The organism is Variovorax sp. GW823-FHT04F07, assembly GCF_058795995.1.
On the sequence record NZ_JBXAIG010000005.1, the window covers coordinates 185,710 to 207,718 of the forward strand.

A 22,009-nucleotide genomic window follows, 5' to 3' on the forward strand; every position below is an offset into this window, starting at 1 on the left:
GTGGCGCCCCCTGGGCCGGGTTGCACCCGGCCCGCGACCGTTTCAGCACGGGGGGATGGCAGGCCGTTGCGGTTCAGGCCTCCAGGGCTTCCAGCGGCCCGAAGAACTCGTAGCGCAGCTGCTGCTTCGGCACGCCGAGCGCCAGCCCGTTGGCATACACCGCCTGCATGAAGGGCTTCGGTCCCAGAAAGTACAGGTCGACATCGCGGTCTTCCGGCAGCAGCCCGGCCAGCAGCTCGCGGGTGACGAAGCCGGTCGCGTGCGGCGTGTCGGTGTCGCGCGGCGCGTCGTAGACATACAGCGGCTTCACGTTCGCATGCCGCTGCGCGAGCGCGTCGACGCGGGCGCGGAAGGCATGCGCGCCGCCGTGCCGCGCCGCATGGACGAAGTGCACCGGCCGGCCCGTGTGCGCCACCGATTCGAGCATGCTCATCGCGGGCGTGATGCCCACGCCGCCCGTCACCAGCACGAGGGGGCGTGCCTGCTCACCGGCGGGCTGCAGCACGAAGTCGCCGCACGGCGCCTGCACCTGCAGCCGCGTGCCGACCGCGGCGGCCGCGTGGAGCCAGTTCGAGGCGCGGCCGCCTTCTTCCTTCTTCACGCTGATGCGGTACCACGGCTTGCCCGGCGCGTCGGACAGCGAGTAGTTGCGCCGCACCGGCTGGCCGTCGATCTCCAGCACCAGCGTGAGGTACTGCCCCGGCGTGAACGCCAGCAGCGCGCCGCCGTCCACGGGCTCCAGGTAGAACGAGGTGATGACCTCGCTCTCGTCCTCGCGCCGGGCCACGCGGAACTCGCGCGTGCCGCGCCATCCGCCGGGTTGCGCCGCGTTGGCGCTGTAGACGGCTTCTTCCGCGGCGATGAGCAGGCCCGCCAGCGATTCGTAGGCCTCGCCCCAGGCGGCGATCACCTCGTCGGTCGCGGCATCGCCGAGCACCTCCTTCACGGCGCGCAGCAGGTAGTGGCCGACGATCGGGTAGTGCTCCGGCAGCACGCCCAGCGCGGCGTGCTTCTGGATGATGCGGGGCAGGGCGCCGGCGATCGCTTCGAGCCGGTCGATGTGCGCGCCGTACGCGATGACCGCGCCCGCCAGCGCGCGTGCCTGGGTGCCGGCGGCCTGGTGCGCCTCGTTGAAGAAGGCCTTCACCTGCGGATGGCCCTCGAACATGATCTTGTAGAAGTGGCTGGTGATGGCCTCGCCGTGGGCCTGGAGCGCGGGCACGGTGGACTTGACGATGGCGATGGTTTGCGGGTGCATGGTCTGGCTGTCCTTCGGTTGAGATGCGTTGGTCATCTCACGATCCGTGCCAGCCGGAAGGCCGCTGCAAGTGCTTGACGCCATTGGGGATTTATCATTCGTGGTCAAATTCACAACAACTCCAGCGTTGTACGTATGACCACATTACGTGTCGATTCGACCACCGAGGCCTCGCCGCCCGAGCCCGAAGCCGAGGCCGCCCGCTACCGATCGCTGCTCGCCGCCGCGCGCGGACTGGTCCGCTGCGATGCCGCCGCGCTGCTGCAGCTTGACGTCGACGTGCTGAAGCCCGTCGCGGTCGACGGCCTGAGCGACGAAACCCTCGGGCGCCAGTTTCCCGTGGCCGCCCATCCGCGTTTTGCGCGCCTGCTCGACAGCGAACGGGGCCTGCGTTTCGCCCACGACAGCAACCTGCCCGACCCGTACGACGGCCTCGTCGCCGGCCAGCCGGGCATCCTGCCGGTGCACGACTGCATGGGCGCACCGCTGCGCCTGCGCGGTGCCGTCTGGGGCCTGCTCACGCTGGATGCGCTGGAGCCGCACGCCTTCGATGCCGTGGGCCCGGCGCAGATGGAGGCATTGATCGCCCTCGTCGAAACCGGCATCGAGGCCGCCCACACGATCCGCGAGATGCAGGCGCGCGCGATGCGCGAGCAGGCCGTCGCGCAGGCGCTGCGGGCGGGGCGTGGCGCGCCGCGCGAACTGCTGGGCAGCAGCCCCGCGATGAAGCAGCTGTGCCACGAGATCGACACCGTCGCCGTGTCCGACCTCACGGTGCTGCTGCTCGGCGAAACCGGCGTCGGCAAGGACCTGGTCGCGCAGCGCCTGCACGCGCGTTCGCGTCGCAGCGAGCAGCCGCTGGTGCAGGTCAACTGCGCGGCGCTGCCCGAGTCGTTGGCCGACAGCGAACTCTTCGGCCACAAGCGCGGCGCGTTCACCGGCGCCGTGCAGGACCGCGACGGCAAGTTCGAGATCGCCGATGGCGGCACGCTCTTTCTCGACGAGGTCGGCGAACTGCCGCTGAGCGTGCAGGCCAAGCTGCTGCGCGTGCTGCAAAGCGGCGAGGTGCAGCGCCCCGGCAGCGACCGCATGCGCAAGGTCGACGTGCGCGTGATCGCGGCCACCAACCGCGACCTGCCCGCGGCGATCGCGCAGGGGCGCTTTCGCGCCGACCTGTACCACCGGCTGTCGGTCTATCCGCTCGTCGTCGCGCCGCTGCGCGAGCGGGGGCGCGACGTGCTCGTGCTCGCCGGCAGCTTTCTCGAGGAGAACCAGCACCGGCTGGGCGCGCGCAACCTGCGGCTCTCGCCGGCGTCGAAGGCCGCCATGCTGGCGCACGGCTGGCCGGGCAACGTGCGCGAGCTCGAGCATGTGATCAGCCGCGCCTCGCTGCGGGCGTTCAGGGAACAGCCGCGCGGCTCGCGCTGGACGGCCATCGAGCCGCATCACCTGGCGCTGGACAGCGCCGCCGTCGTGGGAAGCGCCGTGGCAGCGCCCGTGCAGGCCCCGGCGAACGAACACGCGGAGCCTGCCATCGCGGGCGGCACGCTGCGCGACGCAACCGAGGCCTTCCAGCGGGCTTGGCTCTCGGAACTGCTGGCCCGCCACGGCGGCCGCGTGGCCAGCGCCGCGCGCGAGGCCGGCATCGACCGCAGCAACTTCCACCGGACGCTGCGCAAGCTGGGCCTGGTGCAGGCCGGCGACGGCGAAACGCCCGGCTGACAGCCGGCGCGCGACACCGCTTGAAGGGTCATTGATGGGGCGGGCGATAATCGAGCGGTGAAGCACGCCAGACCGCCGCTGGTGCAAGCCCGAAAGGGACGACGCTCTGCCTTCGGGCAACAGCATCGGGTCGAAAGATCGCACTGGAGGAACGTCCGGACTGCACAGGACAGCGCAGGAGTTAACGACTCTCCACCGTGAGGTGAGGATCAGAGCAACAGAGACGAGCCGATTCAGTTCGGGTGAAACGGGCAATCTCTGCGCGCAGCAACACCAAGTAGGCCAGTATTGAGGTGGTTCCGCTGAGCTGGCGGGTAGGTGGCATCGAGCCGTTTGGCGACAAACGGCCCAGAGTAATGGCGGTCACGCCGGGGTCTTCGCAAGAGGGCTCCGGTGCACAGAATCCGGCTTATCGGCGAGCTTCACACTTTTCTTTCTCTCCCCCCTTTTCCCTGGGCCGCGCGCTGACGTGGTGCGCGGCCGCGTGCAAGACTCGGTAGAAACCCGTATAATTGTTAGCAAGCTAACTAATTGATAACGCCGTGGCCGATACCGAACCCATCTCCCCGTTGCGCGAACACGCGCTGATGCGGCTCGGCACCTCGCTGTCGGTGCTCCAGCGCGGCTACCGCGCGGCGGCCGACAAGGCGGTGGCGCACGTGGGCCTGTCGCAGACGCTGGCCTGGCCGGTGGTGGTGCTCGGGCGCATGGAAGACGGCGTGCGCCAGGGCACGGTGGCCGAGGCGCTGGGCATCGAAGGGCCGTCGCTGGTGCGTTCGCTCGACCAGCTGGTCGAGGCCGGCTTCGTCGAGCGTCGCGAAGACCCGGCCGACCGCCGCGCCAAGACGCTGCACCTCACGCCCGCCGGCCGCGCCGTCTGCGAGCCCATCGAGGCCGCGCTGCGCCAGATGCGCGCCGCGCTGTTCGAAGGCATTCCCGACGAGGACATCGCCGCCGCCTTGCGCGTCTTCGGCGCGCTCGAGGCCAAGCTCGGCCGCAGTGCCGCCGGCATGCAGAGCCTGCAGCAGGAAGGGCGCGGCTCGTAAATGGCACTGTCGATGGCCCTGCCGCGCTTCTCCCGCGCGGAAGTCCTGTTTTCCGTCAAGAGCTTCGCCGCCGCGATGCTGGCGATGTACCTGGCCAGCCGCGCCGGCCTGCCGCGCCCGTTCTGGGCGCTCATGACCACCTACGTCGTCGCCCATCCGCTGGCCGGCGCCGTGCGTTCCAAGGCGGTGTTCCGCTTCTGCGGCACGCTCATCGGCAGCGTCGCCACCGTGCTGATGGTGCCCGCGCTGTCCAACGCGCCCGAGCTGCTCACGCTGGTGCTCGCGCTGTGGGTCGGGCTGTGCCTGTACATCTCGCTGCTCGACCGCACGCCGCGCTCGTACGTCTTCATGCTCGCGGGCTACACGGCGGCGCTGATCGGCTTTCCGTCGGTGCAGACGCCGCTCGTGCTGTTCGACACCGCCGTGGCGCGCGTGGAAGAGATCGGCCTGGGCATCTTCTGCGCCACGCTGGTCCACAGCCTCGTGCTGCCCGCGGGGCTCGCGCCCACCGTGCTGGGCCTGCTCGACCGCACGCTGAAAGACGCGCGCCAATGGATCGGCGACCTGTTCCAGCCCGGCGACCGCAGCACCCCCAAGGACACCGACCCCAAGCGCCTGGACGACGACCGCCGCCGCCTCGCCGGCGACATCACGCAGCTGCGCCTGCTCTCGACCCACGTGCCCTTCGACACCACGCACCTGCGCTGGACCGCCGGCGCGATCCGCGCCATGCAGGACCGCGTGGCGGCGCTCACGCCCGCGCTGTCGGCCGTCGAAGACCGGCTGCAGGCGCTGGCGCAGGCCGAAGGGCGCCTCGCGCCCGACGTCACCGCCGTGCTCGCGCTGGCCGCGCAATGGCTGCGCGACGAAAGCGACCCGGCCATCGACGCTTCCGCACGCCTGCAGGCGCTGCGCCAGGCGATCGCCGCGCTGGGCAGCGCGCAGGAGGCGGGGTTCACGCCCTGGGCCCGCGCACTGCGCATCGGCCTGGCGGGGCGGCTCGAAGAACTGGTCGACGGCTGGACCGCCTGCGCCCGGCTGCGCCGCGACATCGACGAAGGCCTGAAGGGCGGCGCGCCGCTGCGCCGCACGGCCGCGCTGGGCCAGCGCGCGATGCACCGCGACCACGGCATGGCGCTGCTGTCGGCGCTGGCCGCCGTCATCGCCATCTGCGTGTGCGGCGCGTTCTGGATCCTCACCGGCTGGACCATGGGCTCGGCCGCCACCATGATGGCCGCCGTCTTCTGCTGTTTCTTCGCCACCATGGACGACCCCGTGCCCGCGATGCACGGCTTCCTGAAGTGGACGCTGTGGTCCATTCCCATCTCGGCTGTCTACGTGCTCGTGCTCATGCCCACGGTGCAGGACTTCGGCATGCTCGCGCTGGTCTGCGCGCCGCTGTTCCTGGTGCTGGGCCTGTACCTGCCGCGCCCGACGCACTTCATGGCCGCGATGGCGCTGGTGTTCGGCGTGTCGGGCACGCTGGCGATGCACGACACCGCCAGCGCCGACCTCGTGAGCTTCATCAACAGCATGACCGGCCAGATCGTCGGCGTGGTGATGGCCGCGCGCGTCACGCGGCTGGTGCGCTCGGTGGGCGCCGACTGGAGCGCGCGCCGCATCCAGCGCGCCACCTGGCGCGAGCTCGGCGACATGGCCGCCTCCACCCAGCCGCAGTACGCGCAGAGCGACGCCTACGCCGTGCGCATGCTCGACCGCATCGGCCTGCTGGCGCCGCGCATCGCGCAGGCCGGCGGCACCGTGGAGGGCGTGGCCGCCAACGACGCGCTGCGCGACCTGCGCATGGGCGCCGACATCGCCGTGCTGCAGCGCGTGCGCGCCCAGCTGCCGATGGCCACCTCGGCCGCGCTGCTCGGCGGCATCGCGCGCTTCTTCCGCCAGCGCGGCGAAGGTCGCATGGCGCCGCGCCCGGCGGCGCTGCTGCCGCAGATCGATGAAGCGCTGGCCGCTGTGCTCGCCGCGCGCGACACCTCCACCGCGTCGCGCGCCGCCGTCACCGCGCTGGTCGGCCTGCGCCGCAACCTGTTCCCCGACGCGCCGCCTTCGCTGGCAGGCGTGTCTTCCTCTTCACCGCAAGGAGCTTCCGCATGATCGGCGAAGCCAGTTTCTACGGGCTCTACGTGCCCTGGCTCATGCTGCTGGCCGGCGCCTCGCTGCTCGCCCTGTGGGGCGTGCGCCGGCTGCTCGCCGCCACCGGCCTGTACCGCTGGGTGTGGCACCCGGCGCTGTTCGACATGGCGCTGTACCTGCTGCTGCTGTACGGCCTGAGCCGCCTCACGGCGCACCTGCAATGACGTCCGCATTGACAACTCAAACAACACAGAGATTCCCATGAAAGCCAACCCCTTCGCAGACAACCCCCGGGCGCAGAGCCTGCTGCGCGTTCTCCTCACCGTGGCCGTGGTGGCCGCCGCCGTCTGGGCGGGCTTTCGCCTGTGGGACCACTACGAGCTCGCGCCGTGGACGCGCGACGGCCGCGTGCGCGCCAACGTGGTCCAGATCGCGCCCGACGTCTCGGGCCTGGTCACCGCCGTGCCGATCCGGGACAACCAGCCGGTCGCCGCCGGCACGCTGCTGTTCGAGGTCGACCGCGCGCGCTACGACCTCGCCGTGCGCCAGGCGCAGGCCGCGCTCGCCGCGCAGCGCGCCGTGAGTGCGCAGGCCCAGCGCGAGAACGCACGCAACACGGGGCTCGACGAGCTGGTGTCCAAAGAGTCGCGCGAACAGACCCGCGCCCGCGTCGAGCAGGCGCAGGCTGCCGTCGCGCAGGCCGAGGTGGCGCTCGATTCGGCGCGCCTGAACCTGCAGCGCGCCGAAGTGCGCGCGCCGGCCGACGGCCTCGTCACCAACCTCGACCTGCGCCAGGGCAGCTATGCCGCCGCCGGCCGGCCGGTGCTCGCGCTGGTCGATGCGCAGTCGTTCTACGTCGAGGGCTACTTCGAAGAAACCAAACTGCCGCGCATCCACCTGGGCGACCGCGTGCGCGTGACGCCGATGGGCGGCGGCGCGGTGCTCGAAGGCGCGGTCGACAGCGTGGCCGCCGGCATCGCCGACCGCGACCGCTCCACCAGCGCCAACCTGCTGCCCAGCGTGAACCCGACCTTCAACTGGGTGCGGCTGGCGCAGCGCATCCCGGTGCGCGTGAAGCTCGACCCGCTGCCCGAAGGCGCGCGCCTCGTGGCCGGCCAGACGGTCACGGTGCAGGTCCTCGAACACGACGCGGCCCACGCGGCCGCCACGCCGAAGAAGGGATGACCGCCATGACCCGCTTCGCCTTTCGCATGGCTTCGCTCGCGGTCGCGGCCGGGCTCGCGGCCTGCGCGGCGGTCGGCCCCGACTACCGGCAGCCGCCCGAAGCGCTGGCCAGCCAGCCCGCTGCGGCCAAGCCTTTCGCCGAAGCACCGGCGAATGCCGCGCCGCTGCCCGCGCACTGGTGGCGCCTGTACCACGACCCGCTGCTCGACCGGCTCGTCACCCAGGCCCTCGCGCACAACACCGACCTGCGCCAGGCCGTCGCCAACCTCGAGCGCGAACGCGCCATCGAAACCGAGGTGGCCGGCGCCAAGTACCCCACGATCGGCGTGAACGGCGGGCCGTCGTTCGGCCACGTCTCGGGCCTGTCGCTGCTGCAAAAGGGCTACGAGCCGCCGAACACCTTCAACTACAGCGCGGGCGCATCGCTGTCGTACCAGGTCGACCTGTTCGGCCAGATCCGCCGCGCCATCGAAGCCTCGGCCGCCAGCAGCCAGGCCGCCGAAGCCGCGCTCGACCTCGTGCGCGTGAACGTCGCGGCGGGCACCGCGCGCGCCTACGCCGAAGCCTGCTCGGCCGGCTTGCGGCTGCAGATCGCGCAGAAGTCGGTCTCGCTGCAGCAAGACGCCGTGAACGTCACCGAACGCCTGCAACGCGCGGGCCGTGCCGGCGCCATCGACGCCGGCCGCGCGCGCGCCCAACTCGCGCAGCTCGACGCCGCGCTGCCGCCGCTGAAGGCCCAGCGCCAGGGCGCGCTCTACCGCCTGGCCACGCTCACCGGCGCGCTGCCACAAGACTTTCCGCGCGAGGTGGCCGACTGCACCACGCCGCCGCGCGTGGCCGGCGCACTGCCGGTGGGCGATGGCGCCGCGCTGCTGCGCCGCCGGCCCGACATCCGCCAGGCCGAGCGCAGCCTCGCTGCCTCGACCGCGCGCATCGGCGTGGCCACGGCCGACCTCTACCCGAAGGTCACGCTGGGCCTGTCGGGTTCGTCGGCCGGCCATGCCACCGGCTTCGGCCGCCAGGACACGCTGGCCTGGAGCGTGGGCCCGCTGATCTCGTGGACCGTGCCCAACACCGGCGCCGCGCAGGCCCGCATCGCACAGGCCGAGGCCGGCACGCGCGCCGCGCTCGCCAAGTTCGACGGCACCGTGCTGACGGCGCTGCGCGAGACCGAGACCGCGCTCGGCACCTACGCCCGCGAGCTCGACCGCCGCGCCGCCCTGCAGGCCTCGCGCGACGAAAGCGCCAAGGTCGCCGCGCAGGCGCGCCAGCTGTACCGCAACGGCCGCACCGCCTACCTCGACGCGCTCGACGCCGAACGCGCACTGGCCGGCGCCGACGCCGCATTGGCCGCCAGCGAGGCGCAACTGGCCGACGACCAGGTCGTGCTGTTCATGGCGCTCGGCGGCGGCTGGGAGCCGGCCGATGACGCGCTCGCACAAAGCCAACAAGGCAAGCCCGCCACGACCGTCCGCTGAGCGGCACGTGCCGCTCGCCGGCCGCAACGCTCAGCGCGTGAACAGCCAGCCGCCCTTGGGCTGGCGCGTCAGCTCGTGGCGCTTGATGGCGCGCTCCTCGCCGTCGTCGCCCACGTAGACCACGTCGAAACGCAGCAGCCGGGGCGACACCAGCTTCCAGTTCTGGATGCGCTGCACCGTCACGCAGGCGGTCTTGTCGTGGTACTGCATCTCGGCCATCGGCCCGCCCTGGAAGCCCGTGCCATCGAACAGCCGACCCGGGGCCGCGAAGGGGTTGAGCACCGCGCCGTTGCGCGCCGTGATGCAGCCTTCGGTGCGCAGGAAGGATTCGATGGTCGGCGACGCGCTCCCCACCACCTTGCCCACCGCGGGGCTCGGGGGCTTGCCGCCGACGGCTTCGCGGATGCGATCCACCTGCACCGCGGTGATCGGCGCGAGGCCGTCCTTGGAAACCACGGCGGGCGGGGCGGCTGTTGTCGCTTCGGTCGGCGAACCGACCGGCGCGTCCGGGAACAGCAAGGCCGTGAGGTAGCTGCAGCCCGCCAGCAGCGTCAGGGGCAGGGTGCAGGCCAGGGTGCGGATCGGTGTGCCGAACTTCATGGTGCTGGTATCTCCCGTGTGCGGCGCGGGGCCGCTGTCTTCAGGTGGCAGTTTGCGGTGCTGCCTCGTCGTCCTCAAGCCGCTTTCAAAAACGCTCGTTCGGCGCCAGGTAGCGCCACTGGCCCGGCTGCAGCCCGGCCAGCGAGACGCGGCCCACGCGCAGGCGCCGCATGGCGACGATGCGCAGGTTCACGCCGTCGCAGATGTGCGCGATCTGCCCGGGCCGCGCGCCCTTCAGCGCAAAGCGCAGGCCGGTCTGTTCGGGCGACTGCCGGCCGATGCTCACGCGCGCGGGCGAACGCTCCAGCCGCGCCAGCACCTCGGGGCTCACCGGGCCGGCCACGTCGACCATCACTTCGTGTTCGAGGATGCCCGCGTCTTCCTGCAGTTTGCGCTCGATGCGCCATTCCTGCGTGTAGGCCACGAGGCCGCTGGCGCCGGTTTCGAGCGGCGTCATGCAGCGCTGGCCGCGCGCATGCGCCGGCAGGAAACGCTGGCCCTCGCGCTCGGGCTCGTGGTGGTTGGCGGTCACCAGCAGCTGGTGGGCGTTGTCGGTCGGCATGCCGGCGGGCTTGTAGAGCACCATCGTCACCGGCACCACGGGCTCGGGCCGCGCGCCGGCGGCGATCTCGACCTGCTGGTGCGGCTGCACGCGCGACTGCGGCAGCAGGGCGGGCACGCCATCGACGCGCACCGCGCCGTTCTCGATCAGCAGCTCGGCCTCGCGGCGCGACACCTGAGCCATCGCGGCCACGCGCTTGGCCAGGCGCACGCCTTCGTCGTCGGGTGCCGAGGGGCGGTTCGAGCGGTTCATCGCACGTCAGCCAGTTGCCGGATGCGCGCCACGTGCGCCGCCAGCGAACGCGCGGCCACCGGCCACATGCGCTCGGGCACGTCGTCGTAGGCGAGCGGCAGCCACTGCTCGGGCGTGCCGTCGGGCAGCCGCTGCATCGCGGCGGCGATCTTGGCCTCGCGCTTGAGGCGGTGCGCCTTCAGGTGCGCGATGGCGGTGCGCGCAAAGCCGATCACGTAGCCGTGCGCCGGCAGGATGAAGTCGATGCCGCCGGCCGCGCAGGCCGCGTCGAGCTTGTCGAGCGAATCGAGGTAGGCCGTCATGTCGCCGTCCGGCGGATCGACCACCGTCGTGCTGCCGTTGAGGATGTGGTCGCCCGAGAACAGCAGGCCGTCTTCTTCGAGCACCAGGCACAGGTGGTTGGCCGCGTGGCCGGGCGTGTGGATGGCGCGCAGCGTGTGCACGAGCGGCGCGCCGTCGGGCGCGGTGCCCGAGAGCACCAGCCGTTCGCCGTCGGCCAGTTCGCGCTCGGCGCTGAAGCGTGCGGTGGAACGGGCCGTGGGCGCGGACGACAGCCCGAGGATCGGCGGCTTGCGCTCGGCGGCGCACAGCGCCTGCAGCGGCGCGGCGCCTGGCGAGTGGTCGGCGTGCGAGTGCGTGCAGACGATCAGGCGGATGTCGCCCTGCGTGGCTTCGATCATCCGTGCGAGGTGCGTGGCGTCGTTCGGGCCCGGGTCGATCACGAGGTAGCCGGTGGCCGCGTCGCCCACGAGGTAGGTGTTGGTGCCCGGGCCGGTCATGGCGCTGGGGTTCGGCGCGGTGAGGCGCTGCACGTTCTTCAGCAGCGCCACGGGCTGCGTGCTCTGCCAGTCGAGCGTGTGCGCGATCTGGCCGTCGGGGCACACCAGCGCGAGCTCGCCGAAGGGCGACTCGTGTTCCATGTAGCGCGCGTCCTCGCCCTTGAGCAGGCCGGCGCGCGGGCAGCTGGTCCACAGCGGCTTCTCCTGGCCGTCGGCCCCGGGCGCGCAGGCCGCGAGCACCGCATCGACCGTCGCGTAGGCCGCCATGCGCTGCAGCGTGCGGATGGTCGGGAAGATCATGAAGAAGCTGCCCGCCTCGTGGCGCGCCAGCGCGTCGGCCGGGCGCACCCAGCAGGGCTCGAACTGCTCGCTCTCGTCAGCCGTGGGCTCCTGGCCCTCGGGCATGCGCGCCACCAGGAAGGGCACGTCGAAGCGCTTGGGCAGGTCGCGGTCGGTGATCCAGTGCGCGAAGGTGAAGACCTCGTCGGCCGACAGCACCAGGCCGCGCGCCGCGCACTGGTCGGCGAAGGCCGTGCCGGCGGTGGCGTTGCGGTCCATCGCGGCGACCTCGCCGGCGCTCACCGCGCGGCCGTCGGCGTGGCGGGCCAGCAGGATGCCGAGTTCTTCGAAGGCCTCGCGGATCGCGGCGATGGCCTGCGTGTGCTGCGTGTCGCTCTGCGTGGCGCGGCGGGCCGCGATGCGCGCGGCGGCGGCGTCGGCCGCGTCGATGTGGCCCCCCGGAAAGACGTAGGCACCGGGTGCGAAGCTCGCGGTGGCCGAGCGGCGGGTCATGAGGACCTCCAGGCCGGTGTCGGTGTCGCGCAGCAGCAGGACGGTGGCGGCGGCGCGCACGGGCACCGGTTCGCGATGGGTGTGGAGTTGTTGTGTGGGGCGGACCATGGAGCGATTATGGAGAGGCAAGGGGCGCGGTGCATAAGCACATGTGCAAACAGATATCAGCCGCGCGCCACAATCGGCGCCTGCACCGTCCGCCTCGAAGAAAGACCGACATGGCCCATTCTCCCTTCCCGCGTCGCGCCCTGCTGGCCGCTGGCGCCTTGCTCTGCACCGCCGCCGCATCGACCCTGGCGCTGGCCCAGCCCGACTGGCCGCAACAACCCGTCACACTGATCATGGGCTTCCCGGCCGGCTCGGGCGTCGACGTGGTCGCCCGCGCCATCCAGGAGCCGCTGTCGCGCCAGCTCGGCAAGCCCGTGATCATCGACTACAAGTCGGGCGCGGCCGGCAACATCGCCAGCGAGTACGTCGCCCATGCCAAGCCCGACGGCTACACGCTCTCGTTCGGCACCGCCGCCACGCACGGCAGCAATGCTGCGCTGTACAAGAAGCTGCCCTTCGACGTGGAGGCCGACTTCGTGCCCGTGGCGCCCGTGCTCGACGTGTCGAACGTGCTCACCATCAACCCCGACGTGATCAACGTGCGCACGCTCAAGGAGTTCGTCGAGCTGGTGAAGGCCAACCCCGGCAAGTACAACTACGCTTCCACCGGCAACGGCGCGGGCACGCACATGGCCTTTGCCGAGTTCAACTCGCGCCTGGGCCTGAACATGGTCCACGTGCCCTACAAGGGCGGCCCCGAGGCCATCACCTCGGTGGTGCGCGGCGAGACCTGCTGCATCATGAACCAGGTGCAGACCGTGCTGCCGCACTACAAGGCCGGCAAGGTGCGCCTGCTGGGCGTGACCACCGCCACGGCGGTGCCGGCCGTGAAGGAAGTGCCGACCATCGCCTCCAGCGGCCTGCCGGGCACCAAGGGCTTCGACAGCGCCATCTGGTTCGGCATCTTCGCGCCCAAGGGCACCGACGCCCATATCGTCGACAAGCTCAACGCCGCCGTGAAGACCGTGCTCGAGCAGCCCGAGATCCGCGAGCGCTTCGAGAGCCAGGGCAACACCGTGCGCATCGAGTCGCCCGCGCAGTTCAAGAAGACCGTGCACGCCAACCGCGTGAAGTGGGCCGAGGTCGCCAAGGCGGCGAACATCAGCATCGACTGATCACAGCGTCTTGGTCAGCGTCAGGATGAAGCGGGCCTTGTTCGGCGAGTAGGTCGTCTGGCCGACGGTGCCGAAACCATAGTCGTAGCCCGGGTTGGCCACGGAAACGTACGAACTCTTCTTGTTCGCGCCCTGCACCGAGCCGGTCAGTGTGAGGCCGCTGCCGAAGTCGTAGGTCGCGCCGACGTTGTAGTCCACGTAGCTCTTGTAGCCCAGGCCGCGGATGTCGCTGGACATGTTCGTGTAGCCGACAGCCGCTTTCAGCGTGACCTTGGGCGCGATCTCCTTGCTGTAGGCCAGGTTCAGGTAGCCGGTGTTGCGGCCCGTGCGGCCCGAGCCGGTCTTGGCGCCGGCATAACCGAAGTAGTCCTTCGACACCGTGTGCGAGTACTTCAGCGTGAACGAACCGAGCGTGGCGTCGGTGTAGCCCGCGCTGGCGTACAGCTCCGTCGTGTTGCCCGTCGAATTGCCCGGGTACAGGTAGGTGAGGGCGCCCACGTCCATGTCGAGCGGGCCGGCCTTGAACTTGTAGCCGCCGTACAGGTCGCTTTCAAGGCTGTTGCCCTTGAGCCAGTTGACGCTCGAATTCCAGTTGCCGACGTAGAAGCCGCTGTCGCCGAAGGCGTAGTCGAAGCCGCCCTGCACGGCGGGCTTGAAGCCGCGGGTCTTGGCGTAATCGTTCTTGCCGAGCATGTCCTGGTCCTGGCCGCGGAACTTGTAGTTCGTGGTCAGCGCCACGTTGCCCGTGAGCTGCGCGTTCGCGAGCATCGGCAGCGCGATCAGGGTGGGAAGAACGAGCACCGGCAAGGCGGTGCGGAGAAGGTGTTTCATCGAAAGAGTTCGCTAACGGATGGAGGAGCCGGCAGCGTAGAAGCGCGGGTCTAAAAGCCGCGTAAAAAACGAAGGCCCCGGCGCAAAAGTTGTGTGTCGGGCATCGTCATCGCGACCACGCCCACCACCACGCAGGCCAGCCCGATCCATGCCGTGGCCGCCAGCGTCTCACCCAGAAACACCACACCGATCGTCACGCCGATGGGCACGCGCAGATAAGCCTGCGCCGAGGTCGACATCGGCCCCAGCGTTTTGATGAGCCGGAAGTAGATAGTGAAGGCCAGCGCCGTGGAGAGCACCGCCAGCGCCAGCACGGCGAGCATCGAGGCGGCTGAGGGCGCGAGCGTCCAGGGCCTGTCGATCGCCAGGCTCGCGGGCACGAGCAGGGCCGCGCCGCTCAGCAGCGAACCGGCCGCGGGCACCATCGGGTCCAGGCCCTTGAACACGCGGCCGAACATCGCGGCGCAGCCGTAGCAGACGGCGGCCACCACCAGCGCCAACTGCGCCAGCAGCGAATGCCCCAGCCCCTGCAGGGCCTCGAAACCCACGATCAGGCAGATGCCCGCCAGCCCCGCCCCCACGCCGAAGAGGCGCTGCAGCGTGGGCTTGCCCGGCCCGCCCAGGCCCCAGCCCAGCAGGAAGATGAAGATCGGCGAGGTCGAGTTGAGGATGGTCGCCAGCCCCGCATCCACGCTGCGCTCGGCCCACGCGATCAGCGTGAACGGCAGCACGCTGTTCAGGCCAGCCTGCAGCGCGAAGCGCCGCCATGTCGCGCCGTCTTTGGGCAAGCGCACGCCGCGCACGCGCAGCACCGCGAGCAGCAGCAACCCGGCGATCAGGGTGCGTGCCGCGATCAGCGTGACCGGCGGGATCGTCGCCACGCCGATCTTGATGAAGGTGTACGAGGCGCCCCAGCAGGTCGCGAGCACCGCGAGCAGCGCCCATTCAAGGGCAGGGGTGTGGGGTTGGACTGAAGCGGCGAGCGGGGTCGTTGGCATGGTGCGCCGATCTTCGCGAGACCGGCCCCTCGACACTTCGCTCATGGGCGAAATGTGGGCGAAATGTGGGCGCGAAAGCCTCAGTGATCGTGCCCGTGGCTTCGCGCCGGCGCAGCGCCGTTCAGCAGCGCCGCCAGGTCGACTTCCTGCTCCGCCGCCGCGCCCGCGATCACGCGCTGCTCCAGCTCGTCCAGGTGCTCCAGCGCCACGGCCAGCGCGGCGTCGAGCGAGTCGCCCATGAGCGCTTCGATGATCTGTTCGTGCTCGCGCGGCGCGCAGCTCGCGGCCTCGGCCGAGTCGTACAGCGCCTTGTACAGCTCGGTGTTCGCAATCAGCCGCCGGATGTACGACAGCAGCTCGTCGCTGCCCGCCATCTGCGCCAGCAGCAGGTGGAAGTCGCCGGCCAGGCGGATCGCGTCCTCGCGCCGGCCTTCCTTGAACGCCTTCTGCTCCGCCTGCACGTGCTTGCGCAGCGCGGCCACCTGCTCGCGCGCCAGCCGGCCAAACAGCGTGGCGACCAGCCCGGCTTCCACGATGCGCCGCGCGCGGTAGATGCCGCGCATGTCGTCGATCGACGGGTTGGGCACGAAGGCGCCGCGGTTGTGCTCCAGCACCAGCCGCTTTTCGGAGCCCAGCCGCGCCAGCACCTTGCGCACCGCGCCGCGCGTGCAGCCCAGCGCCTCGGCCAGCGCGCGCTCGCGCAGCGGCGTGCCGGGGCGCAGCTTGCCGCTGAGCAGCGCCTTGGACACGGCGGCGTAGACGCGCTCGTCCACGTTCGCGTCGTCAGCGGACTCGATGGGTTCGGTCGAAGGGGCGGGCGCGGCGGATCGGCGGGTGGCGGCAGGCATGGGCCTGCGGATTATTGCCTGCACCCCGCCGCCTCCGGGAAAGCCCCCGGATTGACGCGGCCCGCCCGGCTCCGTACCATTCGCGCCGTTTGGTTAACCAAAATATATAAAATGGTTAACCAAAATAAGATCGAATTTCCAACCACCCGAACACACAGAGACATCCCATGAAACTCGCCAAATGGCTGGCCCTGCTGCCGGTCGCCGCCTTCTTCAGCGGGGGATGGCTGTCGTCCGTCGCGCCCACCTTCGTGCTCGGCATGCCCTTCCTGATGGTCTGGAACGTGAGCTGGCTGGTGCTGACCTCGCTGGTCATGGTGGTCATCGACCGCGCCGAAGGCGACCTCGACGCGCAGGATGCGCAGGCTGCCAAGGCCGCAGGAGACGCGCGATGAACGCCGCACTCGGCGTGATCGCGCTCTTCGTGGCCGGCGCCCTCGGCCTGGCCGTGCTCGCGCGGCGCGGGCGCACCATGAGCCTGGAGCAATGGGCGCTGGGCGGGCGCGGGCTGGGCACGATCATGGTGTTCCTGCTCATGGCGGGCGAGTCGTTCTCGACCTTCACCTTCCTGGGCGCCAGCGGCTGGTCGTACAGCAAGGGTTCGCCGGCCTTCTACATCCTGGCCTACGGCAGCCTGGCCTACCTCATGGCCTTCTGGATGCTGCCGGCCATCTGGCGCTACGCCACCGCGCACAAGCTGGTGTCGTTCTCCGACTTCTTCGCCCACAAGTACGACAGCCGCCCGCTCGGCGTGCTGGTGTCGGTGGTCGCGCTCATGGGCATGGTGGCGCTGCTCACCATCCAGCTGCGCGGGCTGGGCATCATCGTGTCGGAGGCCTCGTACGGCTCCATCGCGCCGCAGGTGGCGATCTGGATCGGCACCGTCGTGATGGTCAGCTACATCCTGTTCTCGGGCATCCACGGCTCGGCCAGCATCGCCATCGTGAAGGACATCCTGATCCTCGTGCTCGCCGTGTTCCTGGGCGTGTACCTGCCCTGGCACTACTACGGCGGCGTCACGCCGATGTTCAGCGCCATCCATGCGGCCAACCCCAGCTTCTTCGAGTTTCCGAAAGAGGGCCTGAACCTCACCTGGTACAACTCGACCATCCTGCTCACGGCGCTGGGCTACTACCTGTACCCGTTCAACCTCACCTCGGTGTACGCCGCCCGCAGCGCGAGCGCGGTGCGCCGCAACACCATCCTGATGCCGCTGTACCAGGTGGTCATTGCCTTCCTGTTCCTGGTGGGCTTCGCGGCCATCCTGCAGGTGCCGGGGCTCAAGGGCTCCGAGGTCGACCTGGCCCTGTTCGGCCTCGTGAAGCACACCTTCGACCCGTGGTTCGTGGGCGTGATCGGCGGCACGGGCGTGCTCACCGCGCTGGTGCCGGGCTCGATGATCCTGCTCACCGCGTCCACCGTGATCGGCAAGAACGTCTACAAGGAAGGCTTCGCGCCCCATGCCACCGACAAGCAGGTCTCGCGCGTGGCGCGCGGCGTGCTGCCCGTGTTCGCGCTGGTGGCCGTGTACTTCGTGCTGCGCGGCGGCACCACCATCGTGGCCGTGGCCATCTTCGCGTCGAGCCTGCTCACGCAGCTGCTGCCCTCGCTGCTGTTCAGCCTGATGAAGAAACCCTTCGGCAGCAAGCACGCGGCCTTTGCGGGCATCCTCGCGGGCGGTGCGGTGCTGGCCTTCACGATGACCACCGGCGCGAACCTCGGCACGCTGTTCCCGTCGGCGCCCGTGGTCTTCAAGTCGCTCAACACCGGGCTGGTGGCGCTGGCGGTCAACGCGCTGGTCTTCGTGGCGGTGGCGCTCGTCACGCCGCGCGTGCTGCCGCGCACCGTGGCGGCGCAACCCGCCTGACCGGTCTTCCTTTGCCTCTGACCCACGAACGAAACCGAATGACCCAGCTCCTGATCCGCAACGTGCGCCCCCTGGGCGCGTCTCCTGTCGACGTGCGCGTGCACGACGGCCGCATTGCCGAGATCGGCGCGGCGCTGGCCGCACCGGCCGGCGCCACCGTCGAAGACGGCGAGGGCGCCTTGCTGCTGCCCGGCCTCGTCGAAGGCCACACCCACCTCGACAAGACGATGTGGGGCATGGACTGGTACCGCAACGAGGTCGGCACGAACCTCACCGACAAGATCGAGAACGAGCGCGCCTTCCGCCACGCCAGCGGGCACGACGCCGCCGCGCAGTCGCTGGTGCTGGCCAAGGCTTTTCTCGCGCTCGGCACCACGCGCCTGCGCACGCACGTCGACGTCGACACCCAGGCCGGCCTGCGCCACCTCGAAGGCACGCTGCGCACGCGCGAGACGCTGCGCGAGGTGCAGCAGATCCAGGTCGTCGCGTTTCCGCAGTCGGGCCTGCTCGGGCGCACTGGAACAGCCGAGCTGCTCGACCAGTCGCTGGCCCTGGGCGCCGACGTGCTCGGCGGCCTCGATCCCTGCGCCATCGACGGCGACCCCGTGAAGTCGCTCGACGTGCTCTTCGGCATCGCCCACAAGCACCAGCGCCCCGTCGACATCCACCTGCACGAGCCCGGCGCCATGGGCGCCTTCTCGCTCGAGCTGATCCTGCAGCGCACCGAGGCGCTCGGCATGCAGGGCCAGGTGGCCATCAGCCACGGCTTCTGCCTGGGCGACGTGAGCGAACGCGAGCGCGACGCGCTGCTCGCGCGCATGGCCAAGCTCGGCGTGGTGCTCGTCACCAGCGCGCCGGCCTCGCGCAACGTGCCGCCGCTCATGGCGTGCCGCGCCGCCGGCGTGACCGTGCTCGGCGGTAACGACGGCATCCGCGACACCTGGTCGCCCTACGGCAACCCCGACATGCTCGAGCGCGCCATGCTCATCGGCCTGCGCTACAACCTGCGCCGCGACGACGAGCTCGACGTGGCACTCGACACCGTCACCCATTCCGGCGCGCGCGGCTGCGGCTTCGCGGCCTACGGGCTCGACGTGGGCTGCCGCGCCGACCTCGTGCTGGTCGACGCGCAAACGCCCGCGCAGGCCGTGGTGGGCCGCCCCGTGCGCAAGCTCGTGGTGTCGGGCGGCCGCGTGGTCGCGCGCCACGGCACGCTCGTGCCCGGCGCCGTGCCCGCGTGAGCCGCGCCGCACTCTCCGCCTCCGACAACCCGCGCACCGGCGCGGGCCCGGTCTTCTTCGCCTGCGTGGTCGTGCTGGTGGCGCTCAACCTGCGCGCTTTTCTCACGTCGAGCAGCCCCTTGCTCGAACCGATCCGCGCCGCCACCGGCATCGGCTTCCATGCCGTTGCATTGCTCACCGTGCTGCCGATGTTCGCGATGGGCGCGGTGTCGCTGTCGGGCGCGGCCGTGGGCCAGCGGCTGGGCACGCGCGGCGGCATCGCGCTCGGGCTCGGCGCCATCGCGCTGGCCTGCGCCAGCCGCTACGTGGCCGGCGGCGCCGCGGCGCTGCTGTGGAGCGCCGCGCTCGCGGGCGCGGGCGTGGGGCTGGTGCAGGCGCTCATGCCCGGCGTGGTCAAGCAGGCCTACCCCGCGCGGCTCGGTCTCATGACCGGGCTCTACTCGGCCGCCATCATGGGCGGCGGCGGGCTCGGTGCCATGGCCAGCCCGTGGCTCGCGCGCGCCGTGGGCGGCGATGCGCAACTCGACTGGCACGCCGGCCTCGCCATGTGGGCGGTGCTCGCGGTGGTGGCGCTGGTGGCGTGGCTGCGCGGTGCGCGGCAGCTGCCGTCTGCGTCGTCATCTGCGCGAGGCGCCACCGACCCGTCGCTGGACCGCGCCTGGCTGCGCTGCTTCGGCCACCGCCGCGCGTGGCTGCTGGCGCTGTGCTTCGGCCTCATCAACGGCGGCTACACCAGCCTCGTCGCGTGGCTGCCGCATTACTTCCATGCCGAGCGCGGCTGGACGGCGCAGCAGGGCGGCGCCGTGCTCGCGCTCATGACGCTGGCGCAGGTCGTCGGCGCGCTCACGCTGCCGGCGCTCGCGCGGCGCGGCGGCCAGCGCGACCTGCGGCGCTGGCTGGTCGGCGCGCTGCTGGCGCAACTCGCGGGCTTTGCGGCGCTCGGGCTTGCGCTGCCCGTGCCGGCGGCCGTCATCGCCGTCGTGCTCGGCGCCGGTTTGGGCGGTGCGTTCTCGCTGTGCATGGTGCTCGCGCTCGACCACCGTCCCGACCCCGCGCAGGCCGGCGCGCTCGCGGGCTTCATGCAGGGCGTGGGCTTCATGATCGCGGCGCTCGCGCCCTTCGTCACCGGCTGGGTGCGCGAGCAGACCGGCGGCTTCACCATGGCCTGGGCCTACCTGGCCGCCGTCACCGTGCTGCTGCTGCCCGCCGTGCTGCGCTTCGACCCGCGCCGCTACGCCAGTGCCACTGCCGGCCTGTTCGGCGTGCAGGCTGCGCCCGCGCCATCCCCCATCGAGCAGGCCCGCAAGGCCTGAGACAAACGGAGATCCGACCCATGTACAACGAACACTTCATGCAGCGCGCCCTGGCCCTCTCGGCCCGAGCACTCCAGGAGCCCGGCACCGAGCCCTTCGGCGCCGTCGTCGTCAAGAACGGCGAGGTGGTGGGCGAGGGCTTCAACCACTCCGTCGCGCACCACGACCCCACCTCGCACGGCGAGGTCGAGGCCATTCGCGATGCCTGCCGCCGGCTGGGCACCGTCGACCTGTCGGGTTGCGAGCTCTACACCTCGTGCGAGCCCTGCGCCATGTGCGTGGCGGCCATGCACATCGCGGGCATCGGCCAGCTGTACTACGCGGCCACGCTCGCGCAGTCGGGTGAAGCCTTCAAAGGCGTGACCGTCGCGGCGCGCCACCCCATCGACGTCGACGTGCTGCGCGCCGAAGCCGGCGCACCGCTGGCCGCGCGTACGCAGCCGGCCGCACAGAAGATGGACGCCGAAGCCGTGCGCATCCTGTCGGCATGGGCCGAGCCGCGACGCGGCAACTGACACGCTACGCGGCCGCTGCGTCGCCGCGCGTTGCGGCTTCGAACTCGGCGCGGTTGAGCAGGCCGAAGTACAGCACGTCGTACCACTGCAGCCCCAGCGGATATTCCGTGGCGCGGCTGCGCGTGCTGTCGCAGTCGTCGTCGAAGCGCAGCCCGAAGAACGCATCGAGCGGGGCCGCCTGCTTTTTCGCACCGGCTTCGCGCAGCACCTGCGCCGCCGCCGCGATGTCTTGCGGCAGCGCATCGAGCGCGGCGCCGGCCTGCTGGCAACGCGCGAGCTCCTTCTCGACGCAGGCCCGCAGCGGGGCCTCTTCCGACTCGGTCATCGTGTCGAGCTCGACCGTCTCCAGCAGCAGGTGCTCGTTGCGGTGGGCTTCGAGAAAAGCCAGGGTCTCGTCCAGCCAGCCCGGCAGCTGCGTCGAGCCCGTCGCGGGTGTGGCCGCTGCGCGCGCGGCAGTCGCAGGCGGTGCCTTCGGTGCGGCGGGCGGCGAGAACCAGCCCTTGAGCCGGTCGACGAACGATGTGGCCTTCGGCGCGGCCACGACGGGCGCGGCAGCGGGCGCGGGCGCAGGCAATGGCGCCTGCGCCGCCAGGTACCGCATGATGTCGATGAGCCGCTTCACCCGCGCAAAGCCCGGCTCGAAGCGGCCGCTGATCGCGTACAGCCGGACCTTCTCATCCCCCTCGTCGCTGTCGAGTCCGTCGGAGATCAGCGACGCGCACAACTGCGGATCGCCCGACATCAGCAGCCGGTACATGAACGGAATGTCGTAGTTCCATTCGGACAGGCCCGAGATGGTTTCGGGCCGGTCCGTGTACGCCGCGGGCCGGTTGGTGAGGCTGTAGAGGTAGGAGCGATTGGCCATGGATCAAAGTGTGAATGGCGGCTGCAATGCGAGCGCGTCGCCGTGACAAGAATGAAGAAGAGCCACCCCTCGCGAAGCGGCCTTCGGCCTGGTCGGCAGATTCTGCCTTCGCCAGATTTACACTCCGCCCCATGCAAGGAAAGCAAGGAAGCAACGACGTTCAGCGCGGCCTGCAGCCCGTGGTGGAGCTGCGGTCCGAGGGCGCGTCGTACCTGTATTCCGTGCGCGCGCCGCGCTCCAAGGGCGTGATCCCGCCCAGCTCGTACAGCCACACCGGCTTTGCCAGCGTGGCCGATTGCCTGCGCGACATTGCACGCGCGCTCGGCGGCAACTTCAGTCGCATCTACGTGCGCCTCGAAGGCCACTGCGTCGGCGAGCGCGACATTGCCGAACTGCGCAAGGCGCCCGACATCGTCGCGGCCGAACTGCAGGCCCTGTGCCGTGCGGTGATCGCCGAGCAGCAGAAGCAGCAACAGCAACAAGAACAGCCCAGCGAAGTCACCGCCACGCCGCGCTGCTAGCCGCGCGAAGCGTGGTGTCGTT

General features: G+C 70.9%; 21 protein-coding genes and 1 other RNA gene. 14 read left to right on the forward strand and 8 right to left on the reverse strand.

Annotation, left to right across the window (positions count from 1 at the left end; all coding sequences use genetic code 11):
* Nucleotides 1–73 precede the first annotated feature (73 nt).
* Nucleotides 74–1,258, reverse strand: a complete 1,185-nt coding sequence (gene hmpA / locus AC1RAA_RS22710) for an NO-inducible flavohemoprotein (protein ID WP_492731882.1) — start codon at nucleotides 1,256–1,258, stop codon at nucleotides 74–76.
* Between the two features lie 135 nt (nucleotides 1,259–1,393).
* Here hmpA and norR point away from each other — a divergent pair, with 135 nt between their 5' ends.
* From norR to AC1RAA_RS22745, 7 genes are all read left to right on the forward strand, one after another.
* Entirely contained in the window at nucleotides 1,394–2,980 is a 1,587-nt protein-coding gene (gene norR / locus AC1RAA_RS22715) for a nitric oxide reductase transcriptional regulator NorR (RefSeq protein ID WP_492731768.1), read from the forward strand.
* 59 nt (nucleotides 2,981–3,039) lie between these two features.
* Nucleotides 3,040–3,408: RNase P RNA component class A (rnpB, locus tag AC1RAA_RS22720), an RNA gene on the forward strand.
* 159 nt (nucleotides 3,409–3,567) lie between these two features.
* The gene (locus AC1RAA_RS22725; RefSeq protein ID WP_492731884.1) at nucleotides 3,568–4,026 is read left to right on the forward strand and encodes a MarR family winged helix-turn-helix transcriptional regulator; all 459 of its coding nucleotides are present in this window, start codon (nucleotides 3,568–3,570) and stop codon (nucleotides 4,024–4,026) included.
* Nucleotides 4,027–6,138 carry an FUSC family protein gene (locus tag AC1RAA_RS22730; protein WP_492731770.1) on the forward strand — a complete coding sequence of 704 codons (2,112 nt, stop codon included), beginning with the start codon at nucleotides 4,027–4,029 and terminating at the stop codon, nucleotides 6,136–6,138. It abuts the gene before it with no gap.
* Nucleotides 6,135–6,341 (forward strand): DUF1656 domain-containing protein, encoded by a 207-nt coding sequence (locus AC1RAA_RS22735; protein WP_492731771.1) that lies wholly within the window; start codon nucleotides 6,135–6,137, stop codon nucleotides 6,339–6,341. Before AC1RAA_RS22730 ends, AC1RAA_RS22735 begins: the two co-directional genes overlap by 4 nt.
* 37 nt (nucleotides 6,342–6,378) lie before the next feature.
* Nucleotides 6,379–7,302, forward strand: coding sequence for an efflux RND transporter periplasmic adaptor subunit (locus AC1RAA_RS22740; protein ID WP_095743575.1), 924 nt, complete (start codon nucleotides 6,379–6,381; stop codon nucleotides 7,300–7,302).
* Complete coding sequence (locus AC1RAA_RS22745; RefSeq protein WP_487848112.1) at nucleotides 7,299–8,780, forward strand: efflux transporter outer membrane subunit; 1,482 nt, start codon at nucleotides 7,299–7,301, stop codon at nucleotides 8,778–8,780. The genes AC1RAA_RS22740 and AC1RAA_RS22745 overlap by 4 nt, the downstream gene beginning before the upstream one ends.
* Before the next feature lie 30 nt (nucleotides 8,781–8,810).
* On the opposite strand, the gene AC1RAA_RS22750 is transcribed toward AC1RAA_RS22745, so the two are convergent.
* From AC1RAA_RS22750 to AC1RAA_RS22760, 3 genes are all read right to left on the reverse strand, one after another.
* Complete coding sequence (locus AC1RAA_RS22750) at nucleotides 8,811–9,380, reverse strand: hypothetical protein (RefSeq protein WP_492731773.1); 570 nt, start codon at nucleotides 9,378–9,380, stop codon at nucleotides 8,811–8,813.
* Between the two features lie 85 nt (nucleotides 9,381–9,465).
* Nucleotides 9,466–10,194, reverse strand: a complete 729-nt coding sequence (locus AC1RAA_RS22755) for an RNA pseudouridine synthase (RefSeq protein WP_492731775.1) — start codon at nucleotides 10,192–10,194, stop codon at nucleotides 9,466–9,468.
* Nucleotides 10,191–11,873 (reverse strand): MBL fold metallo-hydrolase, encoded by a 1,683-nt coding sequence (locus tag AC1RAA_RS22760; RefSeq protein WP_492731776.1) that lies wholly within the window; start codon nucleotides 11,871–11,873, stop codon nucleotides 10,191–10,193. The genes AC1RAA_RS22755 and AC1RAA_RS22760 overlap by 4 nt, the downstream gene beginning before the upstream one ends.
* Before the next feature lie 110 nt (nucleotides 11,874–11,983).
* On the opposite strand from AC1RAA_RS22760, the gene AC1RAA_RS22765 reads away from it, so the two are divergent.
* Nucleotides 11,984–12,988 carry a Bug family tripartite tricarboxylate transporter substrate binding protein gene (locus tag AC1RAA_RS22765; protein ID WP_095743580.1) on the forward strand — a complete coding sequence of 335 codons (1,005 nt, stop codon included), beginning with the start codon at nucleotides 11,984–11,986 and terminating at the stop codon, nucleotides 12,986–12,988.
* On the opposite strand, the gene AC1RAA_RS22770 is transcribed toward AC1RAA_RS22765, so the two are convergent.
* From AC1RAA_RS22770 to AC1RAA_RS22780, 3 genes are all read right to left on the reverse strand, one after another.
* Nucleotides 12,989–13,819 (reverse strand): TorF family putative porin, encoded by an 831-nt coding sequence (locus tag AC1RAA_RS22770; protein ID WP_492731778.1) that lies wholly within the window; start codon nucleotides 13,817–13,819, stop codon nucleotides 12,989–12,991.
* A 50-nt stretch (nucleotides 13,820–13,869) separates the two neighbouring features.
* Entirely contained in the window at nucleotides 13,870–14,817 is a 948-nt protein-coding gene (locus AC1RAA_RS22775) for a DMT family transporter (protein ID WP_492731779.1), read from the reverse strand.
* A gap of 80 nt (nucleotides 14,818–14,897) precedes the next feature.
* A complete protein-coding gene (locus AC1RAA_RS22780) occupies nucleotides 14,898–15,665 on the reverse strand; it encodes a GntR family transcriptional regulator (protein WP_307582963.1) in 768 nt (255 codons plus the stop codon).
* 167 nt (nucleotides 15,666–15,832) lie between these two features.
* Between AC1RAA_RS22780 and AC1RAA_RS22785 the strand changes: the two genes are divergently transcribed.
* The 5 genes from AC1RAA_RS22785 to AC1RAA_RS22805 are packed head-to-tail and all read left to right on the forward strand — an operon-like array spanning nucleotide 15,833 to nucleotide 20,601.
* Nucleotides 15,833–16,060 (forward strand): DUF3311 domain-containing protein, encoded by a 228-nt coding sequence (locus tag AC1RAA_RS22785; protein ID WP_307695628.1) that lies wholly within the window; start codon nucleotides 15,833–15,835, stop codon nucleotides 16,058–16,060.
* On the forward strand, nucleotides 16,057–17,532 hold the full coding sequence (locus AC1RAA_RS22790; protein ID WP_492731782.1) for a sodium:solute symporter family protein: 1,476 nt from the start codon (nucleotides 16,057–16,059) through the stop codon (nucleotides 17,530–17,532). The genes AC1RAA_RS22785 and AC1RAA_RS22790 overlap by 4 nt, the downstream gene beginning before the upstream one ends.
* Nucleotides 17,533–17,570: 38 nt before the next feature.
* Nucleotides 17,571–18,773 carry an amidohydrolase family protein gene (locus AC1RAA_RS22795; RefSeq protein ID WP_492731783.1) on the forward strand — a complete coding sequence of 401 codons (1,203 nt, stop codon included), beginning with the start codon at nucleotides 17,571–17,573 and terminating at the stop codon, nucleotides 18,771–18,773.
* Nucleotides 18,770–20,086: a cyanate transporter gene (locus AC1RAA_RS22800; RefSeq protein WP_492731785.1), complete on the forward strand. Its 1,317-nt coding sequence runs from the start codon at nucleotides 18,770–18,772 to the stop codon at nucleotides 20,084–20,086. The genes AC1RAA_RS22795 and AC1RAA_RS22800 overlap by 4 nt, the downstream gene beginning before the upstream one ends.
* A gap of 20 nt (nucleotides 20,087–20,106) precedes the next feature.
* On the forward strand, nucleotides 20,107–20,601 hold the full coding sequence (locus AC1RAA_RS22805; RefSeq protein WP_492731786.1) for a nucleoside deaminase: 495 nt from the start codon (nucleotides 20,107–20,109) through the stop codon (nucleotides 20,599–20,601).
* Between the two features lie 4 nt (nucleotides 20,602–20,605).
* Here AC1RAA_RS22805 and AC1RAA_RS22810 read toward each other — a convergent pair whose 3' ends face one another.
* Nucleotides 20,606–21,466 carry a DUF7822 domain-containing protein gene (locus tag AC1RAA_RS22810; RefSeq protein ID WP_492731788.1) on the reverse strand — a complete coding sequence of 287 codons (861 nt, stop codon included), beginning with the start codon at nucleotides 21,464–21,466 and terminating at the stop codon, nucleotides 20,606–20,608.
* Nucleotides 21,467–21,597: 131 nt separating this feature from the next.
* Here AC1RAA_RS22810 and AC1RAA_RS22815 point away from each other — a divergent pair, with 131 nt between their 5' ends.
* Nucleotides 21,598–21,987, forward strand: coding sequence for a hypothetical protein (locus tag AC1RAA_RS22815; RefSeq protein WP_492731790.1), 390 nt, complete (start codon nucleotides 21,598–21,600; stop codon nucleotides 21,985–21,987).
* Nucleotides 21,988–22,009 lie beyond the last annotated feature (22 nt).